This window comes from Haploplasma modicum ATCC 29102, from assembly GCF_000687835.1.
GTDB classification, from domain to species: Bacteria; Bacillota_I; Bacilli_A; order Acholeplasmatales; family Acholeplasmataceae; genus Haploplasma; species Haploplasma modicum.
This window is the reverse complement of the sequence record NZ_JHYB01000002.1, coordinates 276,357-292,132: the sequence shown is the minus strand read 5'-3', so window position 1 is coordinate 292,132 and position 15,776 is coordinate 276,357. Positions and strand designations below refer to the sequence as shown.

General features: G+C 28.0%; 16 protein-coding genes and 1 other annotated feature. Of the genes, 15 read left to right on the top strand and 1 reads right to left on the bottom strand.

The genetic code is table 11. The features are described from left to right. Window positions 1–15: 15 nt before the first annotated feature. Entirely contained in the window at window positions 16–1,149 is a 1,134-nt protein-coding gene (locus tag T352_RS0101450; RefSeq protein WP_026391453.1) for a hypothetical protein, read from the bottom strand. Between the two features lie 134 nt (window positions 1,150–1,283). Between T352_RS0101450 and tig the strand changes: the two genes are divergently transcribed. From tig to obgE, 15 genes are all read left to right on the top strand, one after another. Beyond that, complete coding sequence (tig, locus tag T352_RS0101445) at window positions 1,284–2,564, top strand: trigger factor (protein WP_051615694.1); 1,281 nt, start codon at window positions 1,284–1,286, stop codon at window positions 2,562–2,564. Between the two features lie 114 nt (window positions 2,565–2,678). After that, window positions 2,679–4,988: an endopeptidase La gene (gene lon, locus T352_RS0101440; RefSeq protein WP_026391451.1), complete on the top strand. Its 2,310-nt coding sequence runs from the start codon at window positions 2,679–2,681 to the stop codon at window positions 4,986–4,988. Window positions 4,989–5,043: 55 nt separating this feature from the next. Next, on the top strand, window positions 5,044–5,628 hold the full coding sequence (gene yihA / locus T352_RS0101435; RefSeq protein ID WP_051615693.1) for a ribosome biogenesis GTP-binding protein YihA/YsxC: 585 nt from the start codon (window positions 5,044–5,046) through the stop codon (window positions 5,626–5,628). Further along, entirely contained in the window at window positions 5,615–5,962 is a 348-nt protein-coding gene (locus T352_RS07240) for a DegV family protein (RefSeq protein WP_210994339.1), read from the top strand. Before yihA ends, T352_RS07240 begins: the two co-directional genes overlap by 14 nt. Then, window positions 5,940–6,476 carry a DegV family protein gene (locus T352_RS07235; RefSeq protein ID WP_051615688.1) on the top strand — a complete coding sequence of 179 codons (537 nt, stop codon included), beginning with the start codon at window positions 5,940–5,942 and terminating at the stop codon, window positions 6,474–6,476. The genes T352_RS07240 and T352_RS07235 overlap by 23 nt, the downstream gene beginning before the upstream one ends. Beyond that, on the top strand, window positions 6,469–7,083 hold the full coding sequence (locus T352_RS0101425) for a 4'-phosphopantetheinyl transferase family protein (RefSeq protein WP_026391449.1): 615 nt from the start codon (window positions 6,469–6,471) through the stop codon (window positions 7,081–7,083). The genes T352_RS07235 and T352_RS0101425 overlap by 8 nt, the downstream gene beginning before the upstream one ends. A gap of 19 nt (window positions 7,084–7,102) precedes the next feature. Then, window positions 7,103–7,308 (top strand) — a binding site (T-box leader). A 42-nt stretch (window positions 7,309–7,350) separates the two neighbouring features. Continuing rightward, a complete protein-coding gene (locus T352_RS0101420) occupies window positions 7,351–7,890 on the top strand; it encodes a GNAT family N-acetyltransferase (RefSeq protein ID WP_162151088.1) in 540 nt (179 codons plus the stop codon). Next, complete coding sequence (locus T352_RS0101415; RefSeq protein ID WP_026391447.1) at window positions 7,887–10,463, top strand: valine--tRNA ligase; 2,577 nt, start codon at window positions 7,887–7,889, stop codon at window positions 10,461–10,463. Before T352_RS0101420 ends, T352_RS0101415 begins: the two co-directional genes overlap by 4 nt. After that, the gene (locus T352_RS0101410) at window positions 10,456–11,682 is read left to right on the top strand and encodes a bifunctional folylpolyglutamate synthase/dihydrofolate synthase (RefSeq protein WP_026391446.1); all 1,227 of its coding nucleotides are present in this window, start codon (window positions 10,456–10,458) and stop codon (window positions 11,680–11,682) included. The genes T352_RS0101415 and T352_RS0101410 overlap by 8 nt, the downstream gene beginning before the upstream one ends. Before the next feature lie 97 nt (window positions 11,683–11,779). Then, window positions 11,780–12,457, top strand: coding sequence for a RadC family protein (gene radC, locus T352_RS0101405; protein ID WP_035344740.1), 678 nt, complete (start codon window positions 11,780–11,782; stop codon window positions 12,455–12,457). Between the two features lie 50 nt (window positions 12,458–12,507). Beyond that, window positions 12,508–13,440, top strand: a complete 933-nt coding sequence (locus T352_RS0101400; protein WP_026391444.1) for a DUF697 domain-containing protein — start codon at window positions 12,508–12,510, stop codon at window positions 13,438–13,440. A gap of 131 nt (window positions 13,441–13,571) precedes the next feature. Next, window positions 13,572–13,883, top strand: a complete 312-nt coding sequence (gene rplU / locus T352_RS0101395; RefSeq protein ID WP_026391443.1) for a 50S ribosomal protein L21 — start codon at window positions 13,572–13,574, stop codon at window positions 13,881–13,883. Then, on the top strand, window positions 13,883–14,197 hold the full coding sequence (locus T352_RS0101390) for a ribosomal-processing cysteine protease Prp (protein ID WP_026391442.1): 315 nt from the start codon (window positions 13,883–13,885) through the stop codon (window positions 14,195–14,197). Before rplU ends, T352_RS0101390 begins: the two co-directional genes overlap by 1 nt. Window position 14,198: 1 nt before the next feature. After that, window positions 14,199–14,477 carry a 50S ribosomal protein L27 gene (rpmA, locus tag T352_RS0101385; protein WP_026391441.1) on the top strand — a complete coding sequence of 93 codons (279 nt, stop codon included), beginning with the start codon at window positions 14,199–14,201 and terminating at the stop codon, window positions 14,475–14,477. Between the two features lie 41 nt (window positions 14,478–14,518). Further along, a complete protein-coding gene (gene obgE / locus T352_RS0101380) occupies window positions 14,519–15,769 on the top strand; it encodes a GTPase ObgE (RefSeq protein ID WP_026391440.1) in 1,251 nt (416 codons plus the stop codon). The last annotated feature ends 7 nt before the right edge of the window (window positions 15,770–15,776 follow it).

The following is a 15,776-nucleotide window of genomic DNA, read 5'->3' as shown; positions in this document are numbered from 1 at the left end:
AAAATAAAAAACGGATTACTCCGTTTCTTTAATCTCTTTTATAAAACATCTACGTCTTTTATGTTCTAGATATGAAAATCCATTCCAAACTGCTTGAATATTTAAGTTTGCTTCAAGTTCTGGACCTGTTTCAGCATATTTGATATTATGTTTTAAGCCAGTTTTTATTCCGTCTTCAAAAATTAATGCATGAACACCGCGACCTTGATGCTTTGGATCAACTGCTATAAAGTAAAAATCAATAGTATCAGTAGTTTTTAAAGCTTTTAAAATTCTGAAAATTCCAAATGGTAATAATTTACCATTGCTTTTCTTATTTGCTAAAGCTAATGAAGGCATCACCAAACCAAAACCAGCAACTTTGTCTTCTTTATCATAAACAACCCAAATCCAGTCTAATTGAATAATCGATTTTACTTGTTTTACGTAAAAATCTATTACATCATCAGGAAGTGGTAAAAATCCATATAAATCGATAAATGCATCATTATATACTTTAAAAATATCATCAATGAATAAATCTAAGTCTTTCATCTTTGTTGGTTTGTATAAACGGTAACCATATCTTTTTTTGATCATTTCTGTTGTTTTTGCTAATTTTTCAGGCACTTCAGTTGGCCAGTTTATTCTTTTTTCTAACCAATCAACATCTTTTGCAAACCCGAGACTTTCTAAATGGTCTTTGTAGTATGGAAAGTTATAAATAGTAATAAACATATTTAAATGTTCAAATCCTTCAATTAATAAGCCTTGACGATCCATATCAGTAAAACCAATTGGTCCAATTATTTCTTTCATTCCATAAACATCACGTCCCCAAGTCTCAACAGCATTAATTAATGCTTTTGTCACTTCTAAGTCATCAATCATATCAAGTCTTGTAAATCTAACTTGTTTAACATTAGTTTGGTAATTTATTTTATGGTTAACTAACCCCGCAATACGTCCAACCACTTTGTTATCCTTGTATGCTAAAAATCTAATAGCAGTAACATATTTATGTGTTGGATTTTTTTTAGGATTAAATACATTAATTTCATCTAATGATAATGCAGGTACAAATGCTTCAATCTTTTTGTACATTTTATTAGGAAATTCTGTAAATATTTTTGCTTCTTTTTTAGTTTTAACCTCTTTAATTAAAATCATATTTTTCCCTCCAATAAGTATTATAATTTTACCTTAATTTACCAATATTAGCAAACTTAATTGTATTTTATTGCTATTAACATTTGAATTGTGTTATAATTATTAACGTTATGAACATATTAGGAGGATTAATTATGAAAATAGAAAAATTATCAAATAATCGTGTAAAATTTACATTTGAAGTTTCAAAAGAAGAATTTGCACACGGACTAGACCATGCATTTGAACATATTAAAGAAAATGTAGAAGTTAAAGGTTTTAGAAAAGGCCATGTAACAAGAAAAGTATACGAAAGTAAGTTTGGTGTTGAATCACTATTTGAAGAAGCATTAAACCACGTATTACACCACAAATATCATGAAATCTTACAAAATAAAGACTACCAAGTTGTTGGAAACCCAACACCAGTATTAAACTTTGAAGATGTTGGTGTTGATAAATCATTTGAAGTTGCACTTGAAGTTCCTGTTAAACCAGAAGTTAAATTAGGAAAATATAAGAATATTGAATTAGAAAAATTATCAAGTGAGGTAACAGATGAGGAAGTAAGTGCTGAAGTACTTAACTTATTAAATCAAAATGTTGTTTTAGAACCAAAAACAGAAGGTGTTTTAGAAAATGGAAATACTGCAGTTTTTGATTACGAAGGATTTGCTGATAATGTACCATTTGAAGGTGGTAAGGCTGAAAACTTTGAATTAGAAATTGGATCAGGTCAATTTATTCCGGGATTTGAAGAACAAATGGTTGGTATGAAACAAGGTGAAGAAAAAGAAATTAATGTTACATTCCCAGAACAATATCATTCAGAAGACTTAGCAGGTAAAGATGCAATCTTCAAAATTAAATTACATGACATTAAACAAAAAAGTACTGTTGATTTAACAGATGAATGGGTAGTATCACTTGGTAAAGAAGAAAAAACAGTTGAAGAATTAAAAGCAAATATTAAAGCAAATATTCAAAAAAATAAAGAAGCAAATAATAAAAATCAATTATTAGATCAAGCATTAAAAGCAATTGCTCAAAATACAAATGTAGATATCCCAGAAGAAATGATTGACTATGAAGTTGAAAAAGCATTTGAAGGATTTGAAGGTCAAATTAAACAATATGGTTTAACATTAGACCAATACTTACAAATGAGTGGAATGACAGTAGAACAAATTAAAGAACAATATAGAACAGATAGTGAAATTAGAGTATTAAACTCATTATTAATTGAAGCTGTTGCTAAAGCAGAAAAATTTGAAGTTTCAAATGAAGAAATAGAAGCTAAATATGAAGAAATTGCAAAAATGTATCAAATGGAATTAGCAGAAGTTAAAAAACATTTAAATAATGAAATGCTAAAACAAGACATTGAATTTACAAAAGCAATTGACTTTATTTACGATAATATTTTATACAAATAAAACTACTGGGGGCCATGGCCCCTTGTATTATGTTAAAAAATTGGCACTCTAACATATTGATTGCAAAACAAGAAAGCTTAGAGTATAATATATACTATGAAAGGAAGTGAATATATGGATACAATTAAGAGTTTACCAGCTGTTGCTGTTCGTGGCGTTGTACCTATTCCTAATAATGATTTTAGAATTGAAGTTGGGCGTAAAATTTCTTTAAAAGCAATTGAAGTTGCCGAAAAAGAGTTTGCACAACATATGATTATCTTAATCCAAAAAAATCCTTTAATTGAGGAACCTACAAAAGATGATATGGAAGAGTATGGTGCATTAGTTAAAGTTGGAATGAAATTTAAATTACCTAATGGAAATTTCAAATTAAAATTTAATGTAATTGAACGCGTTAAAATAACAAATTATGCTCAAGAAAGTAAATATTTTATTGTTGATTATGTTGATAGCCCAAATATAATTGGTGAAACTGATGAAGAATTAACACTTGTCAAGATGGTAATAGAGGAAGTTACTAAAAACGCAAATGTACTTTTAGAAGCAAATAATAATATTTTAGATAAAATATCACAAGGTGTTACAACTGATATTTTAGTTGATATTGTTGTAAATGCACTTAAAATTAATGAAGTTGAAAAATATAAATACTTAGAAGAAGCTTCTGTAAATAATAGACTTAAAATGTTACTTAGTGACATTAGTCATTTAAAGATGATCATTGATTTAGAAAAGAAATTAAATGATGAAGTTAAAAAATCGATAGATGAAAATCAAAAAGAATATTATTTAAGAGAAAAAATGCGTGCAATTCAAAATGAATTAGGTGATAAAGCACGTAAAGAAGAAGAAATTGAAGAGTTAAGAGAAAAAATAATTAGCGCTAAAATGCCTTTGTTAGTTGAGGAAAAAGCATTGCAAGAACTTGCTAGACTTCAATCAACTCCTGCTCAAATGGCAGAATCTTCAATTATTAAGACATATTTAGACTTCTTAGTTGCCCTACCATGGTATAAGGTAAGTGAAGACTTAAATGACTTATCTAAAGTACAAGAATCACTTGATAAAAATCACTATGGTTTAGAAAAAGTTAAAGATAGAATTGTTGAATATTTAGCTGTTAAAATTATGACAAATAAAAATCCTCAAACTATCTTATGTTTAGTTGGACCTCCAGGTGTTGGTAAAACCTCACTTGCAATTTCAATTGCTGAAGCACTAAACCGCAAGTTTGTTAAACAATCACTTGGTGGTATTAGAGATGAATCAGAAATAAGAGGACATAGAAGAACATACATTGGTGCACTTCCTGGCCGTATATTAAATGGTATGAAGCAAGCAGGAACTATGAATCCAGTTTTCTTATTAGATGAAATTGATAAAATGGCATCTGATTATAAGGGGGATCCTGCATCAGCAATGCTTGAAGTTTTAGATCCAGAACAAAATTCTAAATTTAGTGATCATTACTTAGAAGAACAATATGACCTATCACAAGTATTATTTATAACAACAGCAAACTATCTTGAAAATATTCCAGCACCACTTAGAGACAGAATGGAAATTGTTGAATTATCAAGTTATACTGAACATGAAAAATTTGAAATTGCTAGACGTCACTTATTACCAAAACAATTGGAAGCTCATGGACTTAAAGAAAATCAGTTTATTGTTGATGATGAAGTAATATATTATATTATTCAACATTATACAAGAGAAGCTGGGGTTAGAGAATTAAATAGATATGTTGGCGCACTTATTAGAAAATCAATTAAGAATATTTTAATTAATAAATTAGATTCTGTACATATAACAAGACAAAATGTTGAAGAATATGTCGGTAAAGCTAAATTCACTCATAATATTAGTGATAGAAAAGACCGTGTTGGCGTTGTAACAGGACTAGCATACACTCAGTATGGTGGTGACACCCTACCAGTTGAAGTTACCTACTATAAAGGAACAGGTAAACTTGTATTAACTGGTAAACTTGGTGATGTTATGAAAGAATCAGCTCAAACTGCACTTTCATTTGTTAAAGCTAACGCTCTTAAATTTGGAATTGAGCCAGACATATTTAAAGATAATGACGTGCATATTCACGTGCCAGAAGGTGCTGTTCCAAAAGATGGTCCAAGTGCTGGAGTAACAATGGCAACAGCAATTTACTCAGCATTATCTAATAAATTAGTTAAAAATAATGTTGGTATGACAGGGGAAATTACATTAACCGGCCTAGTCTTACCAATTGGTGGATTAAAAGAAAAATCAATAGCTGCTCATAGAAGCGGATTAAATACAATTTTAATTCCAAAAGAAAATGAAAGAGACATTGATGATATACCAACTGAAGTAAAAGAAAAACTAACAATAATTTCTGTTGATAATATCCTAGATGTGTTTGCAAATGCAATTAAATAAGTTATAATAAGAAGTAGAAATACTTCTTATTTTTTTAAGCAGAAAGAGTGATTTTATGAAAGAAGCAGTTTATATAAAAGGAATTACAAATATTGATCAAATTCCCAGTGATGAACCGATATTTATTTTATTAGGAAGAAGTAATGTTGGTAAAAGTTCATTTATCAATTCATTAACTAATAGAAAGGCTCTAGCTAGAACTAGTGGTACACCCGGTAAAACAATTGTTATGAATCACTACCTGATAAATAATAAATTCTATTTGGTTGATGCTCCCGGATACGGTTATGCTAGAAGATCAAAAACAGATAAAGATAAATTTATTATTATGATTGAAAATATTTTACTAAATCATCCTAATATATTATCAGTCTTACTTTTAATTGACTTTAAAGTAGGACCTACCAAAGATGATTTAGATACTTATGAGTTTTTAAAATCATTAAACCTAAATATTATCGTTGTCGCAACTAAAAAAGATAAAATTGGGAGAACTAGTCAGTATAAGCGAGAAAAAGAAATTTTAAGTATCTTAAAAAACCCTACAAACTTTTATTCAGTAAGTAATGAAACAAAAGAAAATATTGATAACATTAGAACAAAAATTTTAAGTGAGGTAGATTTATATGAGAAAAGTTAAAATAATTACAGATTCCACGGCAGATTTAAGTAAAGAACTAATTAATGAATTAGATATTGAAGTATTACCGCTTGGGGTGAACTTTGGTGATGATTTTTATAAAGATGGCGTAGATATTGATACTAAAACATTATATGAATTAGTAGAAAAAAATGGTGAGTTACCAAAAACATCAGCAATTTCACCAGGTGTATTTATTTTAGAATTTGAAAAATGGATTAATGAAGGATATGATGTCATATATCTAGGGATTGGTAGTACTATCTCAGGTACTTTCCAATCAGCTATGGTAGCAAAAAGTGAATTTAGTGATGATAATGTTTTTTTTAGTTGATTCAAAAAACTTATCTTCAGGTATTGCATTATTAGTTTTAAAAGCAGTTAAGTTTAGAGATGAAGGACTATCTGCAAAAGAGATTAAAGAAAGATTAGAAAAACTTGTACCGCTTGTAAGAAGTCAATTTGCAATTAAAGTTCTAGATTACCTACATAAAGGTGGAAGAGCGAGCGGAACACAGGCTCTAGTCGGTAAGTTTTTAAGAATTAGACCAATTATTAAAGTTAATGATGGCGTTTTAGATGTTTATAAAAAACCAATGGGAACAATGATAAAAGCGTGTGATATAATGCTAAATGATTTTCTTGATTTAGTAAAAATGGGTAAGGTTGATTTAGAAAATGTCATGATTACTCATAGTTTTGCAGAAAAACAAAGTATATATATGCAAGAATTTCTTAAAACTAATAATGTTTTAGTAGAAAACTTATATATTAGTGAGGCCGGATGTGTAATCTCAAGCCATTGTGGAAGTGGTACAATTGGGATTTTATATATTGTAAATGAATAAAATATATTTATATATTTATAAGTTTAATACAATAAAAGACTTTAAAATTGAAAGTTTTTTTAGTGATTATAGACTAGATAAAATTAATAATCATAAAGATGAATCTTATATTTATAAAATGATTGAAATTGAAAATATTTTATATAAAGTTTTAAATAAACATGAAAATATTTCTAAATTAGAATTTTTAGTTGGAAAATTTGGTAAAATAAATTTATTAAATAGTGATATTAAATTTAATATATCCCATAGTAAGGAATACCTAATTATAGGGGTAAGTAATAGTGATCTTGGTGTCGATATTGAATATATTGATGAAAAAAGATTTAAGATTAAAGAAAAAATTACTGATCGAAAAATATCTGATATTAATGAATTAATTAAACTATATACAATTAAAGAATCATTTATTAAATATTATGGTTTAAGTATCTTATATAATTTAAAAAATATTAAGGTAAATAATGATCAAATAATTTCTAAAGATTATGATAATCTACACTATACAAGTAATAAATTTGGTAATTATTATTATACTGTTTGTGCTAAGAATGAATTTAATTTAAGTCTTATAGAAATAAACAGTATGATTTTCTTGCTAAAATAAATAAAATAGATTAAAATAGACAAAAGCAATGAAGAGAAGAGTAAATTATTAATTAATTTTAGAGAGGAATCGGTAGGTGAGAGATTCTATTAATAATAATTGAATGTAGACTTGGAGCTGGATATGTGAAACTAAGTAGCTTATCTCGTATACCTCACGTTAGTAGGAATTAAGTGCTAGGAAACTAGAACTAAGGTGGTACCGCGTATATATTACGTCCTTAGACAGTAATTTGTCTAGGGATTTTTTTATTAATAAGAGGTGGCTATGAAAAAAATTACAACTAAAAGATTAATCTTGCGTAAACCTTCATTAAATGACTTAAATGATTTATTTGAATATGCAAAAAACCCAGAAGTTGGTCCTAGTGCCGGATGGTTACCCCACCAAACAATTGAATATTCAAAAGAAATCTTAAATAACTTTATTAGAAGTGAAGATGTTTGGGCAATCGAACTTAAAGCTGAAAAAAAGATGATTGGCACAATTAGTCTTTATACTAGAGATTTTGAAGATGCAATTTTAGGAATTGTTGAACTTGGTTATACTATAGGAAGAAATTACTGGAATATGGGCTATGCCAGTGAATCAGTAAGTGCAATGATTGAGTTTGCTTTTAAGAAATTAAAAATTAATAAAATCGTTTGTGGCCATACGATAGATAATGAAAGAAGTAAAAAAATTATATTAAAAAACAATTTTAAGTTTACACATTTGGATGATACAAGAATATTTTCAGTAGATTCCATTAAAGAAGTTTTAATGTATGAACTTGATAATCCATATAAAAAGGAGCATAAAAAATGAAAACAAATTTAGAAACGAAATATGACCATTTAAAGGTAGAAGAAAATAGATATGATAATTGGGTAAGAAAAGAGTACTTTAACGCTAATAGACGTGAATTAGAGCCTTTTACGATAGTAATTCCACCACCAAATGTAACAGGTAAGCTTCATTTAGGTCATGCATGGGATAATACCTTACAAGATATTATTATTAGAAGAAAAAGAATGCAAGGCTATGATGCTTTATTTCTTCCTGGTATGGATCATGCAGGAATTGCAACACAAGCAAGAGTCGATGAAAAATTAAGAAAACAAAATATTTCAAGATATGATTTAGGTAGAGAAAAGTTTTTAGAAGTTGCTTGGCAATGGAAAGAAGAATATAGTACTCACATTAGAAAACAATGGAAAGCACTTGGAATAAGTGTTGATTATTCAAAAGAAAGATTTACACTTGATAAAGGATTAAATGATGCTGTTAATCATGTTTTTATAACAATGCATGAAGAGGGATTAATTTACCGTGGTAATCGTATTATTCACTGGGATGTTAATGCAAAAACAGCTTTATCAAATATTGAAGTTGAATATAAAGATGAATTAAGTAAATTATATTATTTAAAATATAACTTAGTTGATTCAAACGATCACCTAGTAATAGCAACAACTCGTCCAGAGACAATGTTTGCTGACCAGGCTTTAATGGTTCATCCTTTTGATTTAAGATACCGTAAATATGTTGGTAAAGAAGTATTTATCCCAGGTACAAACGTTAAAATTAAAGTTATTAGTGATGACTATGTTGATATGGATTTTGGGACTGGTGTTGTTAAAGTAACTCCAGCACACGATGCAAATGACTTTGAAGTTGGATTAAGACATAATCTTGCTATGCCACATTGTATGGATGAGTCTGGCCACTTAAATGCGATGGCTTTTGAATTTGAAGGCTTAGAAAGATTTGAAGCTAGAAAAAAGGTTATTGAAAAATTAGAAAAAATTGGTCAAGTTGAGAAAATTGAAGACTATCAAACAAATATTGGTTATAGTGAAAGAACAGGTGTAGTCGTAGAACCTAGATTATCACTTCAATGGTTTGTTAAGATGGATGAGATTGCTAAAGATAGTCTAAATACTGAAACAGAATTTGTTCCAGAGCGATTTAAAAAGATTTATAATAACTGGATGACCGATACTCAGGACTGGTGTATTAGCCGTCAGCTTTGGTGGGGACATAGAATACCAGCATGGTATAAAGATGGAAAAGTAAAGGTTCAAATTGAATCTCCAGGTGAATCATGGACTCAAGATGAAGACGTACTAGATACATGGTTCTCATCAGCTCTTTGGCCATTTTCTACTCTAGGTTTTCCTGAAAACACTGAAGATTTAATGCGTTATTATCCAACTGATGTTTTAGTAACAGGATATGATATTATTTTCTTCTGGGTTGCTCGAATGATTTTCCAAGGACGTCTATTTACAAATAAAGATCCATTTAAAAAAGTATTACTTCATGGTCTAATTAGAGATAAAGACGGAAGAAAAATGAGTAAATCATTAAATAATGGCGTTGATCCAATGGATGTTATTAAAGAATACGGTGTTGATGCTCTTAGATATTTCCTAACAACAAACTCAAGCCCAGGTCAAGATTTAAGATATGATACTGAAAAAGTTGAATCAAGCTGGAACTTTATTAATAAATTATGGAATATATCAAGATTTGTAATGATGAATTTGGATGATAATAATTTAGAAGTTGATTTTAATAACTTAAGTTTATTTGATTCATGGATTTTATCTAGATTAAATGATGTGATAATTGAAGCTGATATTCATTATGAAAAATTTAATTTCAATGAAGCAAGTCATGTATTATATAACTTTATTTGGAATGAATTTGCAGCATGGTACGTTGAATTATCAAAAATTTCATTGAAAGATGAAAAACTAAATAAAAATACACAAAGTGTTTTATATTATGTTTTAGAAAGTGTTTTAAAATTACTTCACCCATTTATTCCATTCGTAACTGATATGTTATATGTTGAGTTAACAAAAGAAGATTCAATTATTAGAGCGGACTGGCCAGTAATTAACTATAAAAATGAAAAAGATATTAAATTTTTAAATATTATTATTGATTTAATTACAAGAGTAAGAAATTTAAGAGCAGAATATAAAGTTTTACCATCTAAACCACTTTTAATTAATATTGTAACAAGTGATGCTAATTTAATTAATGTTTTACAAAAACATCATAACTATTTAACAGAATTCTTAAAAACAAGTAATTTAATTATTAGTAAAGAATTAGAAACATTAGATGAGACAATTGTAATTGTTGCAAATGAAATATCTATATATATTGTTAAAGAAGATTTAATTGATAAAGAAGAACAAATCTTATTACTAACAAAACAAAAAGAACAATTAGAAAAAGAAATAAAAAGATCTAAAGATATGTTAAGTAATGAAAGATTTTTAAGTAAAGCACCAGAAGCTAAAATTTTAGAAGAAAAACTTAAATATGAAAACTATTTAAGTCAATATGAAAAAGTAATGGATGAATTAAAAGAATATGTTTAATAACATTTTAGATGCTATTAATTGGGTTGAACATCAACCAAGATTTAAAGAAAAAGTAAGTCTTGATGATTTAAAAAAAGCTTATGATTTATTAAATTTAGATTTTAGTAATGTTAAAAAAATTCATATTGGTGGAACAAATGGTAAAGGATCAACACAAGCTTTTATTACAAGTACACTTGTGGATAGTAAAATATCAGTTGGTAGTTTTACTTCACCTTATTTAGTTGTTTTTAATGAAAGAATCAGAATAAATAATGAAAATATTAGTGATTTGGAATTACTTAATTTAATTAATTTTTTCTATGATTTTAATGAAAAATTAGTAGACTTTAAATTATCATTTTTTGAAATAGTAACCCTGATGGCTTTTAAGCATTTTTACGATAAAAAAGTTTCAACACTTATTATGGAAATCGGTATTGGTGGCAGATTGGATGCAACTAATATAATAAACTACGATGCAACAGTTATTACAAGCGTTGGCTTAGATCATATGAAACAACTAGGTAGTACAATTGATTTAATTGCTAATGAAAAAATTAGAGCACTTAAAAAAAATGGTAACTTATATGCTTTTGTTTCAGGTGAAGTAAAAGATATTTTTATTAGTTATGCAAAAAGCATGAATGCAAAATATTTTATTTTAGATAAAACTATGATAAATGAAATTTCATCCTCTAAGTTTATTTATAATAATTTAGAATTTAGTTTAAGTCTTTTAGGTAGTTTTCAACAAACAAATGCTATTTTAGCCTTTGAAGTATTAAGAAAACTATATCCTAAGATCAAAGCAAATAATATTTTAGATAGTTTTATTAAAACTAAATGGGCTGGAAGATTTGAAGAGATTTCTAAAAATATTTATATTGATGGGGCTCATAATGAACCAGCCATCAATGCCTTAATGAGTAGTGTTAATTCACTTTTTAAAAACTATAAAGTAACTATCTTGTATAGTGCCTTAAAAGATAAAGATATTAATAAAATGTTAGAAATTATAAAAAAATATGACTATAAAATAATTCTCACATCTTTCCCTGATTTTAGATTTATGAGTTTAGAACCGTTTTCTTCAAAAGATATCTTATACGTTGAAGATGGGTTTAAGGTTTATCAAAACTTAAAAGAAAATATTAAAGAAGACGAAGTAGTAATTATTACCGGTTCCCTTCATTTTATTGGCTATATTAAACAGATGTTGTTAAAAACTAAATAAGTTAAATTAATGAGTTAAATTCTATATAATTAGATATTTAACTCTTTTTTTAAGTAATTTTTGTTTTTCTAACTAATATTTAATAGGAGGGAATAAAATGTATTTTATAAAAGAGATGCCGATATTTGAAAGGCCAAGAGAAAAATTGATTAGTGAGGGAGTAGAAATACTATCCAATACCGAATTACTAGCAATTATCCTTAGAACTGGAAGTAGGGATAAATCAGTAATTGAGTTAGCAAAAGATGTGTTATACCGACTTGAAAATATTTCCGATTTAAAGAAACTAACACTAGAAGAACTATTAAAAGTAAATGGTATTAAAGTTGCTAAAGCAACAAGTATAATTGCTGCAATTGAGTTAGGGAAAAGATTAGAAAAAGCAAGTTATCATACTGAAGTGATTGAAAGCGCAAAAGATATTTACTATAAAATGAAATTTCTAGAAAATGAAAATCAAGAAAATTTTTACTGCATGTTTTTAAATACAAGACTTGCAATAATAAAGTATGAATTAATTTATAAAGGTACAGTTGATCAAATGGTTATTCATCCAAGAGATATCTTCATTAAAGCGATAAAAGCTAATGCTTCATATATAATATTGGTCCATAATCATCCAACAGGTAACGCTAATCCTTCTAAGGCTGATAAGATAACAACAAAAGCATTAACAGAAGTATCAGAGATTATCAATATTGAAATTTTAGATCATATTATCATTGGAAAAAATCAATTTTATAGTTTTAAGGAAGCAAAAATTTTCAATCTTTAAATTTTAAATTAACATGATATAATTAAACTAGTTAATTTAGGAGGATAAGTATGGAACAAAAAAATAGCAAATCAAGGTTTCTCTGGTATGCAATAGCGATAGGTGTTATTATTGTATTTTTATTAATGTTACTAAGTAGTGTTTTAAATGTTGGTGAAAAGTTAAGAAATATTAGTAAATATTTAGAATATTCATTTTATGTTTTAGTATTTTTACTTGTTTATGTTTTAATTTTAAGACCGGTTAATATTATTTTATTCTCACCTAGTTTTAGCATTGAAACAACACTTGATAAACCAAGTAAAAAAAACTATAAAGTATATAAAAAAGTTTCAAATAGACTAATTGAACAAGATATCTTATCAGACGAAGTTAAAAAAGAAATAATTGATGCAAAAGGTAATCAGGAAGAATTAAATATTGTTTTAAATAAAGTATTTAATAAGCATATTAAAAAACAAATGAATAAATTAATTAGAAAAAATGCTAAAACTGTAATGATCTCAACTGCTATTTCTCAAAATGGAAGACTTGATTTATATACAGTAGTTGTTGTTAATTTAAAAATGATTAAGGAATTAGTTTATATGTGTGGTTTTAGACCAAATATGAAAAACTTATCGAAGCTTACAATTAATGTATTTACCACAGCCTTAATTGCTGAGGGATTGGAAAATATGGATTTAAGCGATTTATTACCTAATTCAACTCTAAATGCAATTAGCGATATTCCATTAATAAAACCGGTAATGTCATCACTAATTCAAGGTATTTCTAATGCTTTATTAACTCTTAGAATTGGAATTGTTACTAGAAAATATTTATTTAGTGATGCTAAAGAAATTACTAAAGAAGAAATTAGAAGAGGTGCATTATTAGAGGCTGCAGGGATGCTACCTAGTGTAATTGCTGATGCTGTTACAATGTTACCTAAAAAGTTTTTAGGACTATTTAAGAAGAAAGAAAAAAAAGAAGAAGCTTAAGTAGATTTTTATTGACAATAATAGTCACTTAGTTTATAATATAGTAGTTGTACCACATAGACAAGGTTTAAACGTAGATTTATCTACTACCTCAATAGTGAGTCTTCAAATAAAAACAAGGAGGTAGCGACATGTACGCAATTATTAAAACAGGTGGTAAACAAGTTAAAGTTTCCCAAGGCGACGTTATTTATGTTGAAAAATTAGACGTTGAAGCTGGAGAAAATTATGTGTTTACTGAAGTTGTAGCTTTAGGTGGAGAAAATCCAGTTATTGGTGCACCACTAGTTGAAGGCGCAAAAGTTGTAGCGAAAGTAGAAAAACAAGGACGCGGTAAAAAAATCATAGTATTTAAATACCGTCCAAAGAAAAACTTCCGTAAAAAACAAGGTCATCGCCAAAGCTATACAAAATTAGTAATCGAAGAAATTGTTAAAGCATAATGATTTTAGCAAACTATTTGATAAAAAATGACCAAATAGAAACAATTGAAATATCAGGACACGCAAATTATGATGAATCTGGTAAAGACATTGTTTGTGCCGCAGTCTCAACTGCAATTATAGTAACTGCAAATGCAGGAGAATTATTAGAGAAAAATAGTACATACTCTCTAATTATTGACGAAGGTTATTTTAAGTTAGATGTTAAAAAACATGATCCTATTATGGATAAATTATTAGACAACTTAAAATATACATTATACGATTTAGAACAACAATATCCAAATTATATTAAAAATCAAAAGGAGGGATAGCATGTTAAAGCTTAACATTCAGTTATTCGCATCTAAAAAAGGTGTAGGTTCATCCCGTAACGGACGAGATTCACACTCAAAAAGATTAGGTCAAAAATTATCTGATGGGCAATATGCATCAGCCGGCTCAATTATTTATCGCCAAAGAGGAACAAAAATTCATCCTGGTAATAATGTAAGAAGAGGCGGAGATGATACATTATTCGCAACTGTATCAGGTAATGTAAAATATGAACGAAAAGGCCGCGATCGTACTCAAGTGTCTGTTTACGAAGGATAACATACGTTATCCTTTTTTATTATTTAGAAGGTGAAAAAATTATGTTTATAGATGAAGTAGTTGTTGAAGTTTTTGCTGGCCGTGGTGGCCATGGAATGACTTCGTTTAGAAGAGAAAAATATGTTGAATTTGGTGGTCCAAGTGGCGGAAATGGTGGAATGGGTGGTTCCATTGTTTTTGTTGGTGATGAAGGTAAGGTAACACTTACTGATTTTAGATATCAAAAACATATTAAAGCACCAAATGGTGAAAACGGTAAGTCAAAAGGTATGCATGGTGCAAATGCCTTAAATAATTATTTAAAAGTTCCACTTGGGACAATCATCTATAATTATGAAACAGGGCTTAAAATAGGCGAAATAACGCACCACAATCAAGAACTTGTTGTCGCTAAAGGTGGTAGAGGGGGTAGAGGTAATATTGCTTTTGCCACAAAAAGAAATACTGCACCTAAGTTTAGTGAAAATGGTGATAGAGGCGAACAATTAAAGATCAAACTAGATTTAAGAGTTTTAGCCGATGTAGGATTACTAGGATTTCCTAGTGTTGGAAAATCAACATTAATTTCAGTTTTATCAAATGCAAGACCAAAAATCGCTGCATATCCATTTACTACGCTTCAACCAAATCTTGGAATGGTTAGATATAAAAATCATGATTTTGTTCTAGCAGACTTACCAGGTATTATTGAAAATGCCTCAGAAGGTCATGGATTAGGACTTAGATTTTTAAAACATATTGAAAGATGTCGAATATTTTTACATATGGTTGATTTAACAGATGAAAATCCATATGAAAAGTACCAAATTATAAATGAAGAATTAGGTAAATTCAATAAAGATTTATTAAATAGAAAACAAATTATTGTTTTAAATAAAGCAGATGCTATCGATGAATCAGAAGTAAAAAAAATAGTAAATAAATTTAAAAATAAGGAAATATATGTTATTTCTGCAGCATCACATCTAGGTTTAAATGAGTTATTAGATAAAGTTATTATTGAACTTGATAATATCCCACCGATTGTTATTGAGGATGATTCGCATGAAATATACGAACTAGAAGAAGATGATAATCAAATTGATGTTAAATATGAAGATAAGGTCTTCTATGTTACAGGACCAAAGGTATTACTACACTTTGAACGTACCAATTTTGCATCTGAAGAAGGTATTATGAGATTTTCTAAACAGTTAAAAACACTTGGTGTTGAAGATGCACTTAGAAAAGCGGGTGTTACAAATGGTGATACCGTTAATGTTTATGGGTTTGAATTTGATTTCTTAGATTAAAATAGAC